20 protein-coding genes are annotated in these 21,453 nt (G+C 63.4%); 19 read left to right on the plus strand and 1 reads right to left on the minus strand.

Going from position 1 to position 21,453, the window contains the following annotated elements; translation table 11 throughout:
- Nucleotides 1–6: 6 nt before the first annotated feature.
- The 3 genes from ACFFP0_RS13745 to murJ all read left to right on the plus strand — a co-directional run bounded on the left by ACFFP0_RS13745 (nt 7) and on the right by murJ (nt 5,720).
- Nucleotides 7–1,029, plus strand: a complete 1,023-nt coding sequence (locus tag ACFFP0_RS13745) for a helix-turn-helix domain-containing protein (RefSeq protein WP_377261562.1) — start codon at nt 7–9, stop codon at nt 1,027–1,029.
- 112 nt (nt 1,030–1,141) lie between these two features.
- A complete protein-coding gene (locus ACFFP0_RS13750; RefSeq protein ID WP_377261564.1) occupies nt 1,142–3,982 on the plus strand; it encodes a [protein-PII] uridylyltransferase in 2,841 nt (946 codons plus the stop codon).
- A 157-nt stretch (nt 3,983–4,139) separates the two neighbouring features.
- A complete protein-coding gene (murJ, locus tag ACFFP0_RS13755) occupies nt 4,140–5,720 on the plus strand; it encodes a murein biosynthesis integral membrane protein MurJ (RefSeq protein ID WP_377261567.1) in 1,581 nt (526 codons plus the stop codon).
- A 131-nt stretch (nt 5,721–5,851) separates the two neighbouring features.
- Here murJ and ACFFP0_RS13760 read toward each other — a convergent pair whose 3' ends face one another.
- A complete protein-coding gene (locus ACFFP0_RS13760) occupies nt 5,852–6,319 on the minus strand; it encodes a peptidoglycan L,D-endopeptidase MepK (RefSeq protein ID WP_377261570.1) in 468 nt (155 codons plus the stop codon).
- 885 nt (nt 6,320–7,204) lie between these two features.
- Between ACFFP0_RS13760 and ACFFP0_RS13765 the strand changes: the two genes are divergently transcribed.
- The 16 genes from ACFFP0_RS13765 (at nt 7,205) to trmB (ending at nt 21,447) form a co-directional block, all read left to right on the plus strand.
- A complete protein-coding gene (locus ACFFP0_RS13765; RefSeq protein ID WP_377261572.1) occupies nt 7,205–7,600 on the plus strand; it encodes a VOC family protein in 396 nt (131 codons plus the stop codon).
- A 202-nt stretch (nt 7,601–7,802) separates the two neighbouring features.
- Nucleotides 7,803–8,870: a tryptophan--tRNA ligase gene (gene trpS, locus ACFFP0_RS13770; RefSeq protein WP_377261574.1), complete on the plus strand. Its 1,068-nt coding sequence runs from the start codon at nt 7,803–7,805 to the stop codon at nt 8,868–8,870.
- Between the two features lie 113 nt (nt 8,871–8,983).
- Nucleotides 8,984–9,475, plus strand: coding sequence for a universal stress protein (locus tag ACFFP0_RS13775; RefSeq protein WP_377261577.1), 492 nt, complete (start codon nt 8,984–8,986; stop codon nt 9,473–9,475).
- 112 nt (nt 9,476–9,587) lie between these two features.
- Nucleotides 9,588–10,154, plus strand: coding sequence for a NifU family protein (locus tag ACFFP0_RS13780; protein WP_377261580.1), 567 nt, complete (start codon nt 9,588–9,590; stop codon nt 10,152–10,154).
- Between the two features lie 21 nt (nt 10,155–10,175).
- Complete coding sequence (gene tsaB, locus ACFFP0_RS13785; RefSeq protein ID WP_377261583.1) at nt 10,176–10,835, plus strand: tRNA (adenosine(37)-N6)-threonylcarbamoyltransferase complex dimerization subunit type 1 TsaB; 660 nt, start codon at nt 10,176–10,178, stop codon at nt 10,833–10,835.
- Between the two features lie 82 nt (nt 10,836–10,917).
- On the plus strand, nt 10,918–11,412 hold the full coding sequence (locus tag ACFFP0_RS13790; RefSeq protein ID WP_377261586.1) for a GNAT family N-acetyltransferase: 495 nt from the start codon (nt 10,918–10,920) through the stop codon (nt 11,410–11,412).
- Nucleotides 11,413–11,453: 41 nt separating this feature from the next.
- Complete coding sequence (locus ACFFP0_RS13795) at nt 11,454–11,882, plus strand: Fur family transcriptional regulator (protein WP_377261589.1); 429 nt, start codon at nt 11,454–11,456, stop codon at nt 11,880–11,882.
- Complete coding sequence (gene olsA, locus ACFFP0_RS13800; RefSeq protein WP_377261591.1) at nt 11,879–12,682, plus strand: lyso-ornithine lipid O-acyltransferase; 804 nt, start codon at nt 11,879–11,881, stop codon at nt 12,680–12,682. The genes ACFFP0_RS13795 and olsA overlap by 4 nt, the downstream gene beginning before the upstream one ends.
- A gap of 43 nt (nt 12,683–12,725) precedes the next feature.
- Nucleotides 12,726–14,138, plus strand: coding sequence for a tRNA (N6-isopentenyl adenosine(37)-C2)-methylthiotransferase MiaB (gene miaB / locus ACFFP0_RS13805; protein WP_377261593.1), 1,413 nt, complete (start codon nt 12,726–12,728; stop codon nt 14,136–14,138).
- Between the two features lie 19 nt (nt 14,139–14,157).
- Nucleotides 14,158–15,213, plus strand: coding sequence for a PhoH family protein (locus ACFFP0_RS13810; RefSeq protein ID WP_377261595.1), 1,056 nt, complete (start codon nt 14,158–14,160; stop codon nt 15,211–15,213).
- 17 nt (nt 15,214–15,230) lie between these two features.
- On the plus strand, nt 15,231–15,740 hold the full coding sequence (gene ybeY, locus ACFFP0_RS13815) for an rRNA maturation RNase YbeY (protein WP_377261598.1): 510 nt from the start codon (nt 15,231–15,233) through the stop codon (nt 15,738–15,740).
- A gap of 10 nt (nt 15,741–15,750) precedes the next feature.
- Nucleotides 15,751–16,941, plus strand: coding sequence for a hemolysin family protein (locus tag ACFFP0_RS13820; protein ID WP_377261600.1), 1,191 nt, complete (start codon nt 15,751–15,753; stop codon nt 16,939–16,941).
- 98 nt (nt 16,942–17,039) lie between these two features.
- Nucleotides 17,040–18,641, plus strand: a complete 1,602-nt coding sequence (gene lnt / locus ACFFP0_RS13825; RefSeq protein ID WP_377261603.1) for an apolipoprotein N-acyltransferase — start codon at nt 17,040–17,042, stop codon at nt 18,639–18,641.
- Nucleotides 18,642–18,792: 151 nt separating this feature from the next.
- Entirely contained in the window at nt 18,793–19,212 is a 420-nt protein-coding gene (locus ACFFP0_RS13830; RefSeq protein WP_377261605.1) for a helix-turn-helix domain-containing protein, read from the plus strand.
- A gap of 189 nt (nt 19,213–19,401) precedes the next feature.
- A complete protein-coding gene (gene metK / locus ACFFP0_RS13835) occupies nt 19,402–20,661 on the plus strand; it encodes a methionine adenosyltransferase (protein ID WP_377261607.1) in 1,260 nt (419 codons plus the stop codon).
- A gap of 84 nt (nt 20,662–20,745) precedes the next feature.
- A complete protein-coding gene (trmB, locus tag ACFFP0_RS13840) occupies nt 20,746–21,447 on the plus strand; it encodes a tRNA (guanosine(46)-N7)-methyltransferase TrmB (protein WP_377261609.1) in 702 nt (233 codons plus the stop codon).
- The last annotated feature ends 6 nt before the right edge of the window (nt 21,448–21,453 follow it).

Consider the following 21,453-nt stretch of genomic DNA (forward strand, 5'->3'; position numbering starts at 1 on the left):
TCCGCGTTGCTCTCCGTTCCCTTGCCCTTCATCGCAGGCCTCGTCTTCGCGCTGGCGCTCTATCGCAGCCTGAAGGGCGTCGAAGTCTCCGGCACCCGTCGCTATTTCCATGCTTTCCTCGTTCTCTACGCGCTGCAGGGCGTCGGCATCGGACTGCGCTTCGGTTACGGGGTGGAAAGACTGGCGCCGTTCCTGCCCGTCTCCGCCTCCGCGATGGCGCCGCTTGCCTTCCTGGCCTTTCGCGGGTTGACGGCGAAGCCGCTTCCAAGGCCCTGGCTGCATGTCCTGCCGCCTCTGGCGGTCGCCGTCTCCGTGGCGTTCTTCCGCGACGCCGTCGATCTGCTGCTGCTTGCCGTTTTCCTCGCCTATGGCTTCGCCCTGTGGCGACTGACGGTCGCGGACGGAGACGAGGTGATGGCGGAGGCCTCGCTGCAGCGCATGCGCCCGGCGCTTCGCGCGGCCCGGTTGACGGCCGGGCTGATGCTGTTCTTCGCGGTGAGCGATGCGGCGCTCGCCGTCTATTCGGACCTCTACGGACCGGGGGATGTGCCCCGGGCGGTCGCGGTCATGAATCTCGCCGCGCTCGCCGCCGTGCTCGTCTATTATTTCGCGCCGGATTTTTCGGCCGCGCGGGAGCCGGTAGCGCCCGCGACGCAGGCGACGGAAGAGGACCGCGCCATGCTTGCCCGCGTGGAAGCCGCCCTTGACGAGCGGGACCTTTACAAGAGCGAGGACCTCAGCCTCGCGAAGCTTGCCCGCAGGGCGGGGTTTCCCGCCCGCGACGTGTCCGCCGCGGTCAACCGCGCAACCGGCCTCAACGTCTCGCAATTCGTCAACAACCGCCGCATCGCGGAAGCCTGCCGCCTGCTGCGGGAAAGCGAGGCGACGGTCACCCGGATCATGTTCGACGCCGGCTTTTCGACGAAATCGAACTTCAACCGCGAATTCCGCCGCGTCACCGGCATGAGCCCGGCGCAATACCGGGCGGAGGCGAGGGCGGGGCAGGGCGGAGGCAAGGCGCGGGCTTGAACTTCGCGGCCGGAAGAAACAACTTTGAAACGGCTGACGACGATAATCGTTGGTCAAGGCGTCCCAAAATCGTTATAGCCTCCCCTCGGCAGGCCGGCGCCGGCAGGATAACATGGCCAGACACGACATAGATTTCTCCGAACTTCTCGACGTGGCCCGCCTCCGGGCCGATTGCCGCACGATCATCACGGAAAAGGACCGGCCGCAGCTCGAAGTGCGTGCGGCGCTCTTGCCGATCCTGCGGCGCGCCAGCGTCGAGGGCCGCCAGAAGGTGCGGGAACTGCTGGCAAGGGACGGCAGCGGGCTGAACTGCGCGCGCCGCATTTCCTGGCTTCAGGACGAGCTCATCCGCGCCCTGCACGCGATGATCGGAGAAAGCCTTTATCCGGAAGGCGGCCATATCGCCGTGGTCGCGGTCGGGGGCTACGGGCGCGGCACGCTGGCGCCGGGGTCGGATATCGACCTTCTTTTCCTGCTGCCGGAAAAGAATTCCGACAACATGCGCAAGGCCGTCGAATTCCTGCTCTACGTGCTCTGGGACATGGGCTTCAAGGTGGGCCATGCGACGCGCACCGTCGAGGAATGCATCCGCCTTGCCAGAACGGACATGACGATCCGCACCGCCATTCTCGAAACCCGCTACATCTGCGGCAGCGAGACGCTGGTGGAGACCCTGCAGACCCGTTTCGACAGGGAAATCGTTGCCGATACCGGCCCCGAATTCATCGCCGCCAAGCTTGCCGAGCGCGACCAGCGGCACGAGAAGGCGGGCGATACCCGTTATCTCGTCGAGCCGAACGTCAAGGAGGGCAAGGGCGGCCTTCGCGATCTCCACACGCTCTTCTGGATCGCCAAATATTATTACCGGGTCCGCGATACCGAGGAACTGGTCAAGCTCGGCGTGCTGTCACGCAAGGAATGGCTGCTGTTCGAAAAGGCGGACGACTTCCTGTGGGCGGTGCGCTGCCACATGCATTTCCTCACCGGCAAGGCGGAGGAACGGCTTTCCTTCGATATCCAGCGCGAGATCGCCGAAAGCCTGGGTTATCATTCGCGCCCCGGCCTTTCCGCCGTCGAGCGCTTCATGAAGCATTACTTCCTGGTCGCCAAGGATGTCGGCGACCTGACCCGCATCTTCTGCGCCGCGCTGGAGGAACAGCAGGCGAAAGCCGCTCCGGGCCTGACCAAGCGCGTCATTTCCCGCTTCACCAAACGGCTCCACAAGATCCCCGGCACGCTCGATTTCGTCGAGGATCGCGGCCGCATCACGCTCGCCGACCCGGATGTCTTCAAGCGCGACCCGGTCAATATCATCCGCTTCTTCCATGTGGCGGACATCAACGGGCTGGAACTGCATCCCGATGCGCTGAAGCGCATGACGCGCTCGCTCTCGCTGATCGACAACGACGTGCGCGAGAACGAGGAGGCGAACCGGCTCTTCGTTTCCATGCTGACCTCGCGCCGCGATCCGGCGCTGATGCTGCGCCGGATGAACGAGGCGGGCGTGCTCGGCCGCTTCATTCCCGAATTCGGCAAGGTCGTCGCGATGATGCAGTTCAACATGTATCATCACTATACGGTGGACGAGCACCTGATCCGCTCCGTCGAGGCGCTCTCCGAGGTGGACCAGGGCAAGGCCGCGGACATCCACCCGCTCTCCAACAAGCTGATGCCGGGCATCGAGGACCGCACGGTGCTCTATGTCGCCGTGCTGCTGCATGACATAGCCAAGGGCCGCCAGGAGGATCACTCGGTCGCCGGCGCGCGGATCGCGCGCAAGCTCTGCCCGCGCCTCGGCCTCAGCGCCAAGCAGACGGAACTGGTCGTCTGGCTGATCGAGCAGCATCTCCTGATGTCGATGACGGCCCAGACCCGCGACCTGCACGACCGCAAGACGATCACCGACTTCGCCGAGAAGGTCCAGTCGATGGACCGGCTGAAGCTGCTTCTGGTCCTGACGATCTGCGATATCCGCGCGGTCGGCCCCGGGGTCTGGAACGGCTGGAAGGGCCAGTTGCTGCGCACGCTCTATTACGAGACCGAGCTCCTGCTCTCCGGCGGCTTCTCGGAAGTCTCCCGCAAGGAGCGCGCCAAGGTGGCGGAGGAGGAGCTGTTCAAGGCCCTTTCCGACTGGAGCCAGAAGGATCGCCGCACCTATTCCAAGCTGCATTACCAGCCCTACCTGCTCTCGGTCTCGCTGGAAGACCAGGTCCGGCATGCGAAATTCATCCGCGATGCGGACAAGGCCGGCCAGGCGCTTGCCACCATGGTGCGCACCGACAGTTTCCACGCCATCACCGAGATCACGGTGCTCGCGCCCGACCATCCGCGCCTCCTGTCGATCATTGCCGGCGCCTGCGCGGCGGCCGGCGCCAACATCGCCGACGCGCAGATCTTCACGACATCGGACGGCCGCGCGCTCGATACGATCATGGTCAGCCGCGAATTCCAGGTGGACGAGGACGAGCTGCGCCGCGCCGGCACGATCAGCCGCATGATCGAGGACGTGCTCTCGGGCAAGAAACGGCTGCCGGAAGTCATCGCGACGCGCGCCAGGTCCCGCAAGCGCAACAAGACCTTCACCATCCCGCCCTCGGTCATCATCTCGAACGGCCTGTCGAACAAGTTCACGGTCATCGAGGTGGAATGCCTCGACCGCACCGGCCTGCTTGCCGATATCACCGCCGTGCTTGCCGACCTCTCGCTCGACATCCATTCGGCGCGCATCACCACATTCGGCGAAAAGGTCATCGACACGTTCTACGTCACCGACCTCGTCGGCCAGAAGGTCGTCAACGAAAACCGGCAGGGCAATATTTCCGCGCGGCTGAAGGCCGTCATGGCCGAGCAGGAGGACGAGCTGCGCAGCGGCATGCCGGCCGGCATCATCGCGCCGGCCCCGAGTCCGGAACCCGCTCCTGCCCCGCCGCGCAGGACCAAGGCCAGCGCGTGAGCTTGGTCATGAGACGTTACAGATCAGGAGCGAGCTTCCTTACCCCCCTCTGGCCTGCCGGGCATCTCCCCCACAAGGAGGGAGATGCCCGGCAGGCCAGAGGGGGTATGATCGCAAACGCCGACATGACTTCATGCAATCCAGTGAGCACCCTCCCATGAGCCTCGTCAAGAAATTCGCGACCGTCGGCGGCGCGACGCTCGGCAGCCGCGTCTTCGGCTTCGCGCGCGAGACGCTGATGGCGGCCGCGCTCGGCACCGGCCCGATGGCCGACGTCTTCTACGCCGCCTTCCGTTTCCCCAACCTCTTCCGCCGGCTCTTTGCCGAAGGCGCGTTCAATGCCGCCTTCGTGCCGCTGTTCTCCAAGGAGATCGAGGCGAACGGCGTCGAGGGCGCCAGGCGTTTTTCCGAGGAGGTTTTCGGCGTCCTGTTCTCCGCGCTGATGCTGATCACCATCGTCATGGAACTGATGATGCCCTGGCTGGTGGAATGGATCATCGCGCCGGGTTTCGCGGGCGACGCGGAAAAGACCTCCATCACCATCCGCATGGCGGCGGTGATGTTCCCCTATCTCATGTGCATGTCGCTGACGGCGATGCTGAGCGGCATGCTCAATTCGCTGCACCATTTCTTCGCCGCGGCCGTCGCGCCGGTCTTCCTCAACCTGGTGATGATCGGCGCGCTGTTTTACGGCCTCTGGGTCGGTGCCGATCCGCTGACGATCGCCTGGTATCTTTCCTGGAGCGTGCTGGCGGCCGGCGTCCTGCAGCTTGCCGTCGTTTATGCGGGCGTGCGTCATGCCGGCATCAATATCGGCTTCCGCCGCCCGCGCATGACGCCGAACGTCAAGCGCCTGCTGGTTCTGGCGATCCCGGCCGCCGTCACCGGCGGCATCACCCAGATCAACCAGATCATCGGCCAGGCGATCGCGTCGGGCAAGGAAGGAGCGATCGCGGCCCTGCAATATGCGGACCGCATCTACCAGCTTCCGCTCGGCGTCGTCGGCGTCGCGGTGGGCGTCGTGCTCCTGCCGGAGCTTTCAAGGGCGCTCAAGGGCGGCCACATGCGCGAGGCCGCCAATATCCAGAACCGCTCGATCGAATTCGTGCTGTTCCTGACGCTGCCGGCCGCCGCCGGCCTCTGGATTTTGTCCGATGCGATCATCCGCGTGCTTTACGAGCGCGGCGCCTTCTCGGCGGAAAACACCGCGGTAGTGGCCTCGATCCTGGCGATCTACGGCATCGGCCTTCCGGGCTTCGTGCTGATCAAGGCGCTGCAGCCGGGCTTTTACGCCCGCGAGGACACCAGGACGCCGATGCGCTTCACCATGATCTCGGTCGTCATCAATTCGGGACTGGCGATCTCGCTCTTTCCGCTGATCGCCGAACGCGGCATCGCGACGGCGGAAGCCACCGCCGGCTGGACCAATACGGTCCTGCTCTTTTCGACGCTGCTCTGGCGCGGCGATCTCGTCTGGGAATGGGCGCTTGCAAAACGCGTCGGCTTGCTTCTCGTTTCGGCCGGCATGATGTCGGCGGCGCTCGTTTATGCGCTGCCCTATGCCGGCCCGTGGCTGCAGCCCGAGATCTCGCTTCTCCGGCAGGTCGCGGCGCTCGGCTGTCTGCTGGCGCTCGCAATGGTCGTCTATTTCGCTTCAGCCTTCCTGATCGGCGGCGCCGACATGGGCATGATCCGGCGAAACCTGAAACGGAAGGCCACATCGAAGGCGCAGCAGTGATATGCGGGAAAATGCAAGCCTCCCCGGCGATCCTTCGAGTTTCGCGGTAGTTCGGCGGCTGACGGCTTCAGCTTTTTGTTTTTGTGCATGTCGTTGCCGCAAAACCGTCACACGCTTTCGCGCGACCGGCATCAGGAACGGCTGCTTCGCTTGAGGCTGGCCAGGCCTTTTCCCTTGCCGCAATACGCCCAGCGGCGTTTCGGGCCGATGTCCACATGGACGATGCCGTTGCAATAGCGGCCGATGCCGCCGATCCCGGGCGCGGTGGCGGCCGCGGCGAGGATCGCTTTTTCCGAAACGCCAGGAACGCGGATATCGGCCGCATAACAGCGGGTGTGCTGCGATCTGCCGGAATGCGGCCGGTGGCCGGATGTCACCATGGGCTTGCGGCCCGTTTCCCTGGCGATATGGGCGAGGATCGCGCCGAGCTTTTCCGGAAAGCAGCTCGTCCGGACACTGATCCGCTGAACGGTGTAGAAGGCGGTGTAGTCGTGCTTGAAGACGTTGCCCCGGCGTTTTTGGCCTTGGCCAGCCTCGGCATCGATGCTGAGGCCGAGCGTCAGAAGGCAGGCCAGCGCGACGCGGAAAATCATGCGCATGGGTTTTATCCCCCGAAAAGAGACCGGTCTTCATGACCGGTTAACCGTGGTGTTCGGCGGGTGTTTCTTTTCTAAAAAAGGCGTGAATAAGGAGGATTATGCTCAAAAATGGGAAATCGTCTGCCTAAAAGGCTAATATCCATTAACACTTTCGAAGTAGGGCGGAGAAGAATTTTGCCTTTCGAGGTATAAAAGGCGGCTGTTTTTCCGGCCCCGGGAGGGGTGTTGGACATCCGATGGACGGGTCGGCTCCGGGCGGGGACGATTTGCGTCCCTCCCGAAAGTTCCGGCGCCTGGATTACGGTCTAAATTATTGATTTTTATGTTTCCTCTGCAGGGGAAAGACCGGCTGTGCGCCTTGTCTCATCCCCGCCTCCTCACCCCATGCCTACAATCTGCCCGTCCCGCTCTCGGATACACCAGGAGGCGTTCTGGCGAGGCGGGGCCGGCGCGGGCGGTGAGGGTAGGACGCAGAACCTCATCGTCCGGGTCCGCGGAAAATGGTCTCCCTCCGGCGACACGGGGAGAGGTGAAGGCAAACGGACCGGCCCTCATCTCTTGATGCCCGAAGAGCGCGCCGGGCGTGCCTGTGCGGCACACATGGTGGCCCGACGGATGGTTTCGCCGGATTTTTGTCCGTCGATCCAATCGAAAGCCTGGCGGAAGAAAAACCGTCCGGAAGGGCCAAGGCAGAGGGGCCGCAGTCGCGGGCACAAACCGCCGAACGGGGCGCTGGGAGGTGTCACCCAAACTAAAACTTACGAGGCAGCTTTCAGCGCCCCGTCCGATCCTCGCCCCTGATCCGGGGAGCGAAAAAGAAAAAGCGCCATGCACCAAGGGGTCGTGTATCTATCGCTACCCTCACCCTTTTCACAGGAAGCCGCCATGCCCGATCAGTCGCTCTTTCTCGTAACCCTCGTCATCGATGACTATGATCGCGCCAGGGATTTCTATTGCGGTTCGCTCGGTTTCGAATGCCGCGAGGATACCCTTCTGCCGGATGGCAAGCGCTGGGTCGTGGTGCGGCCAAAGGGCGGTGACGGCGCGGCATTGCTGCTGGCGAAGGCCGCGACGGAGGAGCAACGGGCGGCGATCGGAAACCAGACGGGCGGCCGCGTCGGCTTCTTCCTGAAGACCGACGATTTTTCCCGCGACCACGCGGCGATGCTGGCGAGAGGCGTGCGGTTTCTGGAAGCGCCGCGGCATGAAGCCTATGGCACGGTCGCGGTGTTCCGCGATCCCTACGGCAACACCTGGGATCTGATCGAGCATGCGGCCTGAGCAATTCCAGGAAAAGCGGGAGCGGTTTTCCGTCCGGAGTTGCGTCGAAACAAACTGAGGCCTTGATTGCGCCTCGCCGCCCGTGCATAAGCCCGCCCGTTAGCTACATGGCCCGCGGGGCGCGATAACCGGAGACGTTCACACCTTCCGGGATCGCGGAATCCAGGGCCTGGGGCCTTCCAACAGCCTGTTCGAGGACGATATGACGAATACTTTCCAGCCGCTTGTCTTTTCCGGCGTGCAGCCGACCGGCAATCTCCATCTCGGCAACTATCTCGGTGCGATCCGCAAGTTCGTGGCGCTGCAGGAGAACAACGACTGCATCTATTGCGTCGTGGACCTGCATGCGATCACCGCCCAGCTCGTGCATGACGACCTGCGCGGCCAGATCCGCTCGATTGCCGCCGCCTTCATCGCTTCGGGCATCGACCCGAAGAAGCATATCGTCTTCAACCAGTCGGCCGTGCCGCAGCATGCGGAACTTGCCTGGATCTTCAATTGCGTCGCCCGCATCGGCTGGATGAACCGCATGACCCAGTTCAAGGACAAGGCCGGCAAGGACCGCGAGAATGCCTCGCTCGGCCTGCTCGCCTATCCGAGCCTGATGGCTGCCGACATCCTCGTCTACCGGGCGACCCATGTTCCGGTCGGCGACGACCAGAAGCAGCACCTGGAGCTTGCCCGCGACATCGCCCAGAAGTTCAACATCGACTTCCAGGAAAAGATCCGCGCCACCGGAAAGGGTGTCGACATGGTCGTCGGCGAGGAGCCGATCCATGGCTACTTCCCGCTGGTGGAGCCGCTGATCGACGGCCCCGCGCCGCGCGTCATGTCGCTCAGGGACGGCACGAAGAAGATGTCGAAATCCGATCCGTCGGACCTTTCGCGCATCAACCTGATGGATGACGCGGACGAGATCGCCCGGAAGATCCGCAAGGCCAAGACCGATCCGGAGGGCCTGCCGAGCGAGGCCGAAGGGCTCAAGGGCCGGCCGGAGGCCGACAACCTCGTCGGCATCTATGCCGCGCTCGCCGACAGGTCGAAGGCCGATGTGCTCGCCGAATTCGGCGGGCAGCAGTTCTCGGTCTTCAAGCCGGCGCTGGCCGATCTCGCGGTCAACGTGCTTTCGCCGATCTCGGCGGAGATGCGCCGTCTGCTGGGCGACACGTCCCATATCGACGCGATCCTCCGCGACGGCGGCGAAAGGGCGCGCGCCCGGGCCGAAAAGGTCATGGGCGACGTCTTCGATATCGTCGGATTCCTGCGCTAGGGCGGAATGCCGCATACCCGCCACGGCTTCGTGGCGGGTTTTCATTTTTCGCTATTGGTATAAGTTCGCCATCACGACTGCGTCGGTCGAGTAGATGCGAAGTGAGGGCGGCCATGGTTTCGAAAAGGCTTTCGCGGCTTGAAGGACACAGGCGCAAGTTCATGGCGGTCATCGACGCCACGCCGGAATGTGAAAAGGCGGTCCATTACGCCGGCCGCCGCGCCAAGAACTCCAACGGCGGTCTCGTCCTTCTTTTCGTGATCCCCGAAGGCGATTTCCAGCAATGGCTGGGGGTCGAGCAGATCATGCGCGCCGAGGCCCGCGAGGAGGCCGAGGCGATCATGGCCAAGGCGGCCCAGAAAGTGCGCGAGACGATCGGCATCGACCCGGAGATCGTCATCCGCGAGGGCAGCGCCACCGAGCAGATCAACCAGCTTGTCGAGGAGGACCGGGATATCGCGATCCTGGTTCTGGCCGCCGGTTCCGCCAAGGAAGGGCCGGGACCGCTGGTTTCCTCGGTCGCCGGCCGGGGCGCGGCCTTCCCCATCCCCGTCACCGTCCTGCCGGATACGCTGACGGACGAGGAAATCGACGCGCTGGCCTGATGCCGCCCTTGACCTTCAAAGGGCAAAGGCGCACTTGAATGAAAAGCTGATCCGGCTTATCTTCTTTTGAAGAATTCTAAATTGAAGGGCATGTCGGCCCGGGAGAAACGAGATGTTCATTCAGACGGAAGCCACGCCCAATCCGGCGACGCTCAAGTTTTTGCCCGGCAAGGTGGTCATGGAGCGCGGAACCGCTGATTTCCGCAATGCGGGCGAGGCGGAAGCCTCTCCGCTCGCTTCGCGTCTCTTTGCGATCACCGGCGTCACCGGCGTCTATTTCGGCTATGATTTCATCACGGTCTCCAAGGAAGACGCCGAGTGGCAGCACCTGAAGCCGGCGATCCTCGGCTCGATCATGGAGCATTTCATGTCCGGCCAGCCGGTCATGGGCGGTGCTTCGACGCTTGCCGAGGCCGTGGACGAGGAAGGCGAATTCTTCGACGAGGACGACGAAACCGTGGTCGTGACCATCAAGGAACTGCTGGAGACCCGCGTCCGCCCGGCGGTCGCCCAGGACGGCGGCGACATCACCTTCAAGGGTTTCCGCGACGGCACGGTCTATCTCAACATGAAGGGCGCCTGCTCCGGCTGCCCGTCGTCCACGGCGACGCTGAAGCACGGCGTGCAGAACCTGCTGCGTCATTTCGTGCCCGAGGTTCAGGCTGTCGAAGCTCTCTGAGCGCTTCGCCGGCATTCCGTCATGATCGTCTTGGCCATCGATACCGCCGGGGTGGATTGTTCCGCCGCGCTTTATGACAGCGCGACAGGCGAGGTCCTGTCGGCCGTCACCGAGACGATCGGCAAGGGCCATGCCGAGCGGCTGATGGCGGTGATCGACGGGGCGCTCGCCGAAGCCGGCCTTGCTCTCGATGCCGTGGAGCGTGTTGCGGTGGTGATCGGCCCCGGCTCGTTCACCGGCATCCGTGTCGGCGTGGCCGCCGCCCGCGGTCTGGCTCTGGCCCTCGGCATCGGTTCGGTCGGCGTCACGACGCTGGAAACCCTTGCCGGCAGCTATCTTGCCGAACATCCCGGCCGGCCGGTCGTGGCCGCCATGGATGCCAGGCGCAACGAGGTCTACGCCCAGGCGTTTTCCGCCGACGGCAATCCCTTGAGCGAGGCCATGGCGCTTTCGCCGGACGGTGTCGCGGACCTCGTGAAATCCCATTCGGCGGTCGTGACGGGCTCCGGAGCGGCGGCGTCCGCCGCCGGCGGCGCGGGATCGGACCGTTTCGCCATCGGCATGGTCGCGCGGATCGGTGCGGGAAAACCCGCAGATGCGCTGCGCCCGAAACCGTTGTATCTTCGTGGACCGGATGCGAAACCGCAGGCCGGATTCGCGTTGCAGCGACGGGCGCCGTGAATGGCGCGCCGGGGATGCAGCCGGATTCTTGAAGCAGCGCATAACCCTCCGGGTCATGCATATACCCGTTCGTGAATGCCCGATGTTCGACGATTACCTAAGCTGGAAGCCGTTTTTCGAAGTCGTTCCGATGGAGGTTTCAGACTGCCCCGAAATCTCCGAACTCCATGGCACGCGTTTTTCGCGCCGGTGGAGCGATGGCGAATTCCAGAACCTTCTCCTGCAGCACAGCGTTTTCGGCTTCGTCGCGCGTCAGACCAATGCCTTCTTCTCCAGGCCGCTCGGGGGCTTTGTCCTTTGCCGGGAGGCGGGCGGCGAGGCTGAAATCCTGACGGTCGCCGTCAGCGAGAAATCCGGCCGGCAGGGGCTCGGCTGGCGGCTGATGCAGGCTGCCTTGCGGGAGGCGGCGGCGCGGGGGGCGGAAAGCATGTTCCTGGAGGTGGAGGCGGCGAATCGCGCCGCGGTCGAACTGTACCGCAAGCTTGGCTTCCAGAAGGTGGGCGAGCGGCCGGCCTATTATGCCGGGCCGGACGGCAAGCGTTCCACGGCGCTTGTCATGAGCCGCGTTCTTCGCTAGTCCCTAACCTTGTACTGGAACGTTTCGAAGGCCAAAACGACATGACAGACCTTTCCAAAACCCTGGAGGAGCTGTGTGCCGAAAAGGGCATGCGAATGACGGACCAGCGCCGCGTCATCGCCCGCATCCTGCAGGAATCCGACGACCATCCGGATGTCGAGGAACTCTATCGCCGGTCCTCGAAAGTCGATCCGCGCATCTCGATCTCCACCGTCTACCGCACGGTGAAACTGTTCGAGGACGAGGGAATCATCGAGCGGCACGATTTCCGCGACGGCCGCTCTCGTTACGAGACCGTGCCGGAAGAACATCACGACCACATGATCGATCTCAACACCGGCAATGTCATCGAGTTCCGCTCGGCGGAAATCGAGGCGCTGCAGGAACGCATCGCCCGCGAGCATGGCTTCCGTCTCGTCGGCCACCGGCTGGAGCTTTACGGCATCCCGCTGGATAAGGACGATAAGTGATCACTTGGGTCCGGATCGGCGTCGTTTTTGTCGTGCTTTTCGCAGTCACGCTGATCCTTTTGCCGTTTCAGCTTGCCGGCCTTGCCTTTGACCTGAAGATCCGCCGGTACATTCCGCGCTACTGGCACCGCACCGCCTGCTTTCTTCTGGGCATCCGCATTCGCGTGCATGGAACGATCGAGCGTCGCCGGCCGCTGATGCTCGCCTCCAACCACGTCTCGTGGAAGGACATCCTGGTCCTCGGGGCGATCGCCGACGTGGTTTTCATCGCCAAGATGGAGGTGTCGGAATGGCCCATCTTCGGCACGCTCGCCAAGTTGCAGAAGAGCATCTTCATCGTCCGCGAGCAGAAGCGCCGCACCGGCGACCAGGTGAACGAGATCGCCGAGCGCATGGGGGCGGGCGAAATCGTCGTGCTCTTCCCGGAAGGCACCACGTCCGACGGCAACCGGCTTCTGGAGGTGAAATCCTCACTGTTCGGCGCGGCCGCCGCGGCCGCTCCCCATACCAGCGGGGGCCTCGTCCACGTCCAGCCGGTGGCGATCGCCTATACGCGGGTGCACGGCATGGCGATGGGCCGCTACCACAGGCCGATCGCCGCCTGGCCCGGCGATATCGAACTCGGCCCGCATCTTCTGGGCGTCCTGAAGGAAGGGGCGATCGATGTGGACGTGGCGTTCGGCGAGACGATCGACTTCCGCACCGGCGACAACCGCAAGCACCTGAGCCAGGCGGTCACCAGCCGCATCCGGCGGATGCTGATCCGGCACCTGCGCGACCGCGAATACGAAGAGGCCTAGGAAACGCTTCAATTGCGGGCATTCTTGCGGTATGGAGCAGCCCATGAACGAACACGTCTCCCTTTCCGTCCCGGCCGAAGAGCCGGTTCAGCGCGCCAACAGCCGCAAGGTCTTCATCAAGACCTACGGCTGCCAGATGAACGTCTACGACTCGACCCGGATGGGCGATGCTCTGGCGAGCGACGGCTATGTCACGACGGAGGACATGGGCGAGGCGGACCTTATCCTGCTCAACACCTGCCATATCCGCGAGAAGGCGGCGGACAAGGTCTATTCGGCGCTCGGCCGCCTGCGCGAGATGAAGAAGAACCGCGCGGCCGAAGGGAAAGAGCTGATGATCGGCGTCGCGGGCTGCGTCGCCCAGGCGGAAGGCGAGGAGATCCTGCGCCGGTCGCCGGCGGTCGACGTGGTCATCGGTCCGCAGACCTACCATCGCCTGCCGGAGGCCCTGCAGCGTGCCCGGGCCGGAACCCGCGTGGTCGATACCGAATATGCTGTCGAGGACAAGTTCGAGCATCTGCCGGCGCTTGAGAAGGCCAAGGTCCGCGCCCGCGGCGTGACCGCGTTCCTGACGGTGCAGGAAGGCTGCGACAAGTTCTGCACGTTCTGCGTGGTGCCCTATACGCGTGGCTCGGAAGTGTCGCGCCCCGTCGAACAGATCCTCGATGAAGCCCGGCGCCTGGTTGATGGCGGCGCCCGGGAAATCACGCTGCTCGGCCAGAACGTCAATGCCTGGCGGGCGGCCGGTCCGAGTGGCGGCGAGTGGGGGCTTGGCGACCTGCTTTACCGGCTGGCGGAAATCCCCGGCCTTGCCCGGCTGCGCTATACGACCAGCCATCCGCGCGACATGGACGACCGGCTGATCGAGGCGCATCGCGATCTGCGCGCCCTGATGCCCTACCTGCATCTGCCGGTACAGGCGGGCTCCGACCGTATCCTGAAGGCGATGAACCGCCGCCATACGGCCGCCGAATATCTGCGCCTCGTCGAGCGTATCCGCGGTGTCCGGCCGGATATCGCCATGTCCGGCGATTTCATCGTGGGTTTCCCCGGCGAGACGGACAGGGATTTCGAGGATACGATGCGTATCGTCGAGGAGGTGAACTACGCACAGGCCTTCTCGTTCAAATATTCGTCCCGTCCGGGAACGCCCGGCGCCGACCTTTCCGATCAGGTACCCGAGGACGTGAAGGCGGAGCGGCTCGAAAGATTACAGGCGCTGCTCTTGAAACAGCAGGCGGACTTCGCCAAATCCTGCATCGGAAAGGTCATCGACATCCTGCTCGAAAAGCCCGGCCGCAATCCGGGACAGCTCATCGGGCGTTCTCCTTGGCTGCAGTCTGTGAATGTTGATGCAAAAACATCGCAAATCGGTGACATTATCCAAGTGCGAATCATCGGGAACGGCCCGAACAGCTTGTTCTCCGAGCCGGTACAGAGTTTAATGGATTGCTAATTACTGGGAGCGAGCCTGCTTGAACGGACGTGAATTGGTTTCTTCATCTGCGCGACAACCCCGATCCGCCGCGACCGACGCCAATCACTTCGTCCTGACGTTCGAGAACAATCGGTTCGCCAGCGAGCTTTTCGGCCAGTTCGATCAGAATCTGAAGCTGCTCGAGGAGCGGCTCCATATCGACGCGCGCCCGCGCGGCAATTCGGTTGCGATCTCCGGCGACGTGACGGCGACCAACCAGGCGCGCAGGGCGCTGGATTTCCTCTACGAGCGGCTGCAGAAGGGTGGCTCCATCGAAGTTTCCGACGTGGAGGGCGCGATCCGCATGGCCCAGGCGGCCGACGATCAGCTGACCCTGCCGACGCTTGAGAGAAAGTCGAAATTGTCGATGGCCCAGATTTCCACCCGCAAGAAGACGGTCCAGGCCCGCACGCCAACGCAGGACGCCTACATGCGGGCGCTGGAGCGGTCGGAGCTTGTGTTCGGCGTCGGGCCGGCCGGTACCGGCAAGACCTATCTCGCCGTTGCCCACGCCGCCCAGCTTCTGGAGCGCGGCGCGGTCGACCGCATCATCCTGTCGCGGCCGGCCGTCGAGGCGGGCGAACGTCTTGGCTTCCTGCCGGGCGACATGAAGGAAAAGGTCGATCCCTACCTGCGTCCGCTTTACGACGCGCTCTACGACATGATCCCGGGCGACAAGGTGGAGCGGGCGATCACCGCCGGCGTCATCGAGATCGCGCCGCTCGCCTTCATGCGTGGCCGTACGCTCGCGAACGCCGCCGTCATCCTCGATGAGGCGCAGAACACGACGTCGATGCAGATGAAGATGTTCCTCACCCGCCTCGGCGAGAATGCCCGCATGATCATCACCGGCGATCCGAGCCAGGTCGACCTGCCGCGCGGCGTGAAGTCCGGGCTGGTCGAGGCCCTGCAGATATTGAAGGGCGTGGAGGGCATCTCGGTCATCCGCTTCAAGGATACGGATGTCGTCCGCCATCCGCTGGTCGGCCGCATCGTGCGGGCCTATGACGCGCAATACGCGGTCCATGAGGAAAGCGAGGATCTCGATCGTTGAGATCGGGACCGGAGCACATGCCGAAACTGGACATACAGATCAGCGTGGAAGACGAGGGCTGGCCGGACGGGCCGGCCCTTCTCGCCCTGGGTGAACGGGTGCTCGGCGCGGCGGCCGGTTTCCTCGCGAAGGAGGAGGGGCAGCCTTTTCCGGACATGGCCCCGGAACTGTCGCTGGTTTTCACGAACGACGCGTCGATCCGGGAAATCAATGCGGAATGGCGCGGCAAGGACAAGCCGACGAATGTCCTCTCCTTCCCGGCCTTCCCGCTGGAACCCGGCGGAATGCCGGGTCCCATGCTCGGTGATATCGTCATCGCCCGCGAGACGGTGGAGCGCGAGGCGGTTGATCTTGAAAAGACTTTCGAGGATCATCTGACCCATCTGCTGGTCCATGGTTTCCTGCATCTGTTCGGTTACGACCACATGGAAACGGACGAAGCGGAAGAAATGGAAGGGCTGGAGACTCGCATTTTGGCGATGCTCGGCCTATCTGACCCCTATGCGGGGCAGGACCCGATAGTGTAGTGTGGATTTCATGAACGATTTATCGAACAATGTTGCCCGCGAGGGCAAGGACAGTTCGGACTCCTCCTCGTCGGACGAGGGCAGTAGTCCGTTACGATCCGAACAGCAATCCAAATCCCATAATTCTTTCTGGTCGCGCGCCCTGAGGCTGCTCCGGCCCTCGCAGGGCGAAAAGCTGCGCGAGGACCTCGCCGACGCGCTGATGACCGACGCCAATGTCAGCGGCGCGTTCTCGCCCGAAGAGCGGGCGATGCTGCACAACATCCTGCGGTTTCGCGAAGTCCGCGTCGAGGATATCATGGTGCCGCGCGCCGATATCGAGGCGGTCGACATGAACATGACGATCGGCGAGCTGCTGATCCATTTCGAGGAAACCGGCCGTTCCCGCATGCCCGTCTATAGCGATACGCTCGACGATCCGCGTGGCATGGTGCATATCCGCGATCTCCTTTCCTATCTCGCCAAGCAGGCCCGCAACAAGCGCAGGACGAATTCGCGCGCCGCGCCCACCCAGCCGATGCCGCTTGCCGCCGACAAGCCGGAGAAGGTGGAAAAGCCGGAAAAGCCGGTCCGCACGCCGAGGCCGGCCTTCGATCTCGGCCGCGTCGATCTGGAGCAGACGGTTGCCGAAGCGGGCCTCATCCGCAAGATCCTGTTCGTGCCGCCGTCGATGCTGGCGTCCGACCTGTTGCAGAGCATGCAGGCGGCACGCACCCAGCTTGCGCTTGTCATCGATGAATACGGCGGGACCGATGGTCTCGTCACCCATGAGGATATCGTCGAAATGGTGATCGGCGACGTCGAGGACGAGCATGACGACGAGGAAGTCATGTTCTCCCGCACCGGCGACGACGTCTTCGTCGCGGATGCGCGCATCGAACTCGAGGAGATCGCGGAGGCGATCGGCCCGGATTTCGACGTCAGGGATCGCCTCGAGGACGTCGATACGCTGGGTGGCCTGATCTTCTCGGCCCTAGGTCGCATTCCCGTGCGCGGCGAAGTGGTGCAGGCGGTTCCGGGCTTCGAATTCCAGATCCTGGAGGCCGATCCCCGCCGCATCAAGCGGGTGCGCATCATGCGCAAGCGGGCGCTTGCCCGCCGCCGCCAGAAGGGCGACGGCGAGATGCTGCTTGCCGATCAGGCTTCACCGCCGTTGCTGCCACCCCCTTCGGTCCCGGATGCGGACCGGCCCAATCCGTAGCCCGGATAATTCCGGGACGCATGGCCCTTTGACCTCACGACAAGGCCTCCGTTTTTTGAAAGACTGCGGCGGCTGATTCGGGGAAGAAGGGGAAATCCATGGAGCGGCTGGCGGGCAGGATCATGCTTCTCTGGGGCCTTCCGCGCGTGGTCGTGGCCTTCCTGGCGGGAGCGATCGGTGCGCTGGCCCTACCGCCCTTCGGCTTTTTCGCGACGCTGTTCGTCTCCTTCACCCTGCTCGTCTGGCTGATGGACGGTTCGACCGGCAGCCCGGGCGGCGGTCTGTTCGCGCGTTTCCGCTCGGCCTTCTGGCTCGGCTGGTTTTTCGGCTTCGGTTACTTCGTGGCGGGCCTCTGGTGGCTCGGCAACGCGCTTCTGGTCGAGGCGGACGAGTTCGCCTGGGCGCTGCCGCTCGCGGTTCTCGGTCTGCCCGCCTATCTCGCCATCTTCTACGGTCTTGCGACGGCGCTGGCCCGGCTCTTCTGGTCGGATGGCGTCGGGCGGCTTGCCGCGCTTGCCTTCGGTTTCGGTCTTGCCGAATGGCTGCGCAGCTTCGTCGCCACCGGTTTCCCCTGGAACGCCATCGGGTACGGCGCGATGCCCATGCCCCTGATGATGCAATCGGCCGCCGTGCTCGGCATATCCGGTGTCACGGTGCTCGCCGTCTTCGTGTTCTCGGCGCCGGCGCTGGTCGGAACGAAAAAAGGCATGCGGACCGGTCTGGCGCTTGCGACGGCGCTGTTTTGCACCCATGTCGGTTTCGGTGCCTGGCGGCTCCATCTGGCCGATTCGGCACTGGCCGCGACGGCGGAGAACAGGATGGCGGTCCGTATCGTCCAGCCGGTGATCGACCAGGCGCGGAAGCTCGAAAATTCCGACCGGGTCGAGATTTTCGAGGAGCATCTGGCGCTTTCCGCCCTGCCGCCGGACGGTGACGGCAAGCGGCCGGACATCATCGTCTGGCCGGAGACCTCGATCCCGTTCATCCTGACCCAGAACCCGGATGCCCTGGCCCGCATCGCCGAGGTGCTGCAGGACGGACAGGTGCTCGTCACCGGCGCAGTGCGCTCGGAAGATGCCGGTGCGGGTCTTGCGCCGCGTTTCTACAATTCGATCTACGTGATCGACAGCGAGGGCCAGATCGTTTCGGCCTCGGACAAGGTACACCTCGTCCCGTTCGGGGAATATGTGCCCTACGAGGATCTGCTGCGCCGGCTCGGCATCACGGATGCGATCGCCATGCCGGGCGGCTTCACCGCGGCGCCGGGCAGAGCCCTGCTGACGCTGCCGGGCGGCAGGGCATTCTATCCGCTGGTCTGCTACGAGGCGATCTTCCCGGATGAGATCGGCGATGACGTGGAACGGACGGGCGCGCTTCTGAACGTCACCAATGACGGCTGGTTCGGCGCGACACCCGGCCCCTACCAGCATTTCCAGCAGGCCCGCATCCGGGCCATCGAAAATGGACTTCCACTGATTCGCGCGGCGAACACCGGCATCTCGGCCGTTGTCGACCCCTACGGAAGGCTAATAAAGGGTATAGGCTACAATCAAAAAGGTGTGATGGACTCAACTGTCGGCGGCGTTTCTGTGCCACATTGGGACAGGGATGCACGTAAAAATTACTTCTGGTTGGTGCTGGCATCTATGTTTTTGATTGCAGCGATCTCGCGTGTTGGTTTTAATTTTCGGACGAATTGACCAAAAACCCCTAAAATTGCATAGTGGCTTTAGCCTTTCGTCTCGCCACATGCTTCACACGTTGTGCTGTTGTGATCAAACGCACGAAGTGTATCTGACACGCAGACCGGGTTGTGAAGATCAAACCACCAAACTTCGTCAGGACGTCGTTATGATTGAAAACAAGAAGAAGCCGAACCCGATAGACATTCATGTCGGGAGCCGGATTCGCCTTCGCAGGACCATGTTGGGAATGAGCCAGGAAAAATTGGGCGAAAGCCTTGGCATCACCTTCCAGCAGATCCAGAAATACGAGAAGGGCACGAACCGCGTCGGCGCGAGCCGTTTGCAGAACATTTCCAGCATTCTCAACGTGCCGGTTTCCTTCTTCTTCGAGGACGCTCCCGGCGAGCAGTCCGGTGGCCCGGGCGGCATGGCGGAGGCCTCGAGCTCGAACTATGTGGTCGACTTCCTCTCGTCTTCCGAAGGCCTGCAGCTCAACCGGGCTTTCGTGAAGATTTCCGATCCGAAGGTGCGTCGCCGCGTGGTCGATCTCGTCAAGGCCCTGGCGGCAGACGCCGAAGTGGAATAGCGAGAAAAATCAGCGCAATTTCCAAAGCGGCCCTCGGGGCCGCTTTTTTATTGCATTTTTCTGATGATCGGACGGCGCGGGAATGTTGAGATTGTACACATAAAGATATATTTATGTCGTTGTGTGCTTGTTTTTGTCTATGGAAGACACTAACACAGGCTCGTTCGTTTCTTTGAGGGGAATCCCGTAATGCGCGCAAGTTATCTGTTCACCAGCGAGTCCGTCGCCGAAGGCCATCCGGACAAGGTTTGTGACCGTATTTCCGATGAAATCGTGGATCTTGTGTACCGCGAAGCGGCCAAGACCGGGATCGATCCGTGGACGGTGCGCATTGCCTGCGAGACGCTCGCCACCACCAACCGCGTCGTCATCGCCGGCGAGGTGCGCTTGCCGCCGAGCCTGATGAAGAAGGACAAGGACGGCAAGGACGTCATCAATCCTTCGAAGTTCAAGTCGGCCGCCCGCAAGGCGATCCGCGACATCGGATACGAGCAGGACGGTTTCCACTGGAAGACGGCGAAGATCGACGTGCTGCTGCACTCGCAGTCGGCCGACATCGCCCAGGGCGTCGACAGCGCCGCCGACCAGCAGGGTGACGAAGGCGCCGGCGACCAGGGCATCATGTTCGGTTACGCCTGCAAGGAAACGCCGGATCTCATGCCGGCTCCGATCTACTATTCCCACAAGATCCTCCGGCTTCTGGCCGAAGCCCGCAAGAAGGGCGAGGGCGAAGTCGCCAAGCTCGGCCCCGATGCCAAGAGCCAGGTCACGGTCCGTTACGAAAACGGCAAGCCGTCCGCCGTCGACTCGATCGTGCTTTCCACCCAGCATCTTGACGAAAGCTGGGACTCCAAGAAGGTCCGCGCCGTCGTCGAACCCTACATCGTCGAAGCACTCGGCGACCTGCCGGTCGCCAAGGATTGCAAGTGGTACATCAACCCGACCGGCAAGTTCGTCATCGGCGGCCCGGATGGTGACGCGGGCCTCACCGGCCGCAAGATCATCGTCGACACCTATGGCGGTGCGGCTCCCCACGGCGGCGGCGCCTTCTCCGGCAAGGACACGACCAAGGTGGACCGCTCGGCCGCTTATGCCGCCCGTTATCTGGCGAAGAACGTCGTGGCTGCCGGTCTCGCCGACCGCTGCACGATCCAGATTTCCTATGCGATCGGCATCGCGCAGCCCCTGTCGATCTATGTCGACCTGCACGGCACCGGCAAGGGCGTGACGGAAGACCAGGTCGAGGCCGCGATCCGCAAGGTCATGGACCTCTCGCCGTCGGGCATCCGTCGTCATCTCGACCTGAACAAGCCGATCTATGCGAAGACTTCCGCCTACGGCCATTTCGGCCGCAAGGCTGGCCGCGACGGTTCCTTCTCCTGGGAGAAGACCGATCTCGTGAAGCCGCTGAAGGACGCGCTGAAGGAAGAGACGCTGAAGGCCGCCTGATCGGCCTTTACGGATCACGCAGGAAGACTGTAAAGCGGGTGCCTCCTGAAGGAGACGCCCGCTTTTATCATGGAAGAGCCGCCGATGACCGAACAGCAGCATCCGAACCGCGCCACCGAAGCCTTTTTCGGACGCCGCAAGGGCAAGCCGCTGCGCGAACGGCAGGCGGAGGGCATGGCGACGCTGCTGCCGGCGCTGAAGCTCGATCTTCAGCCCCCGGCGCCCGCAGAGCTGTCCGGGCTATTCCCCGTTCCGCTGGAGGAAGTGCGGCTGGAAATCGGTTTCGGCGGCGGCGAGCACCTGATTCACCGCGCCCAGGAAAGCCCGGAGACGGGGTTCATCGGCGTCGAGCCCTTCGTCAATTCCATGGCGAAGCTCCTGTCGCGCGTCGACGAGCTGAAACTGACGAATATCCGCGTCTATGACGACGACGCGACCCAGGTGCTGGACTGGCTGCCGGACGCATCGCTCGATCGCATCGACCTTCTTTATCCGGACCCGTGGCCGAAGCGGAAACACTGGAAAAGGCGGTTCGTCTCGCAGGTCAATCTCGACCGCTTTCACCGCGTGCTGAAGCCGGGCGGCCTCTTCCTCTTCGCGTCCGACATCGACACCTATGTCAACTGGACGCTGATCCATTGCCGGGACCATGGCGGTTTCAGCTGGCTGGCGGAGCAATCGTCCCACTGGCTGACCCCCTTCGCCGGCTGGCCGGGTACGCGATACGAAAACAAGGCCCGCCGCGAAGGCCGCTCCTCGGCCTACCTGACGTTCAGGAAGATATAGGACCTC

Origin of the sequence: Neorhizobium puerariae, from assembly GCF_042429745.1 — a bacterium.
GTDB classification, from domain to species: domain Bacteria; phylum Pseudomonadota; class Alphaproteobacteria; order Rhizobiales; family Rhizobiaceae; genus Neorhizobium; species Neorhizobium puerariae.

Excerpts from the sequence above, each read along its gene's own strand:
- ACFFP0_RS13830 (WP_377261605.1), top strand. The coding sequence starts at position 18,793 with ATGATTGAAAACAAGAAGAAGCCGAACCCGATAGACATTCATGTCGGG.
- ybeY (WP_377261598.1), top strand. The coding sequence starts at position 15,231 with ATGCCGAAACTGGACATACAGATCAGCGTGGAAGACGAGGGCTGGCCG.
- trmB (WP_377261609.1), top strand. The coding sequence starts at position 20,746 with ATGACCGAACAGCAGCATCCGAACCGCGCCACCGAAGCCTTTTTCGGA.
- ACFFP0_RS13775 (WP_377261577.1), top strand. The coding sequence starts at position 8,984 with ATGGTTTCGAAAAGGCTTTCGCGGCTTGAAGGACACAGGCGCAAGTTC.
- ACFFP0_RS13790 (WP_377261586.1), top strand. The coding sequence starts at position 10,918 with ATGTTCGACGATTACCTAAGCTGGAAGCCGTTTTTCGAAGTCGTTCCG.
- ACFFP0_RS13760 (WP_377261570.1), bottom strand. The coding sequence starts at position 6,319 with ATGCGCATGATTTTCCGCGTCGCGCTGGCCTGCCTTCTGACGCTCGGC.
- metK (WP_377261607.1), top strand. The coding sequence starts at position 19,402 with ATGCGCGCAAGTTATCTGTTCACCAGCGAGTCCGTCGCCGAAGGCCAT.
- ACFFP0_RS13820 (WP_377261600.1), top strand. The coding sequence starts at position 15,751 with ATGAACGATTTATCGAACAATGTTGCCCGCGAGGGCAAGGACAGTTCG.
- ACFFP0_RS13750 (WP_377261564.1), top strand. The coding sequence starts at position 1,142 with ATGGCCAGACACGACATAGATTTCTCCGAACTTCTCGACGTGGCCCGC.
- trpS (WP_377261574.1), top strand. The coding sequence starts at position 7,803 with ATGACGAATACTTTCCAGCCGCTTGTCTTTTCCGGCGTGCAGCCGACC.
- miaB (WP_377261593.1), top strand. The coding sequence starts at position 12,726 with ATGAACGAACACGTCTCCCTTTCCGTCCCGGCCGAAGAGCCGGTTCAG.
- ACFFP0_RS13765 (WP_377261572.1), top strand. The coding sequence starts at position 7,205 with ATGCCCGATCAGTCGCTCTTTCTCGTAACCCTCGTCATCGATGACTAT.
- tsaB (WP_377261583.1), top strand. The coding sequence starts at position 10,176 with ATGATCGTCTTGGCCATCGATACCGCCGGGGTGGATTGTTCCGCCGCG.
- murJ (WP_377261567.1), top strand. The coding sequence starts at position 4,140 with ATGAGCCTCGTCAAGAAATTCGCGACCGTCGGCGGCGCGACGCTCGGC.
- ACFFP0_RS13780 (WP_377261580.1), top strand. The coding sequence starts at position 9,588 with ATGTTCATTCAGACGGAAGCCACGCCCAATCCGGCGACGCTCAAGTTT.
- ACFFP0_RS13795 (WP_377261589.1), top strand. The coding sequence starts at position 11,454 with ATGACAGACCTTTCCAAAACCCTGGAGGAGCTGTGTGCCGAAAAGGGC.
- lnt (WP_377261603.1), top strand. The coding sequence starts at position 17,040 with ATGGAGCGGCTGGCGGGCAGGATCATGCTTCTCTGGGGCCTTCCGCGC.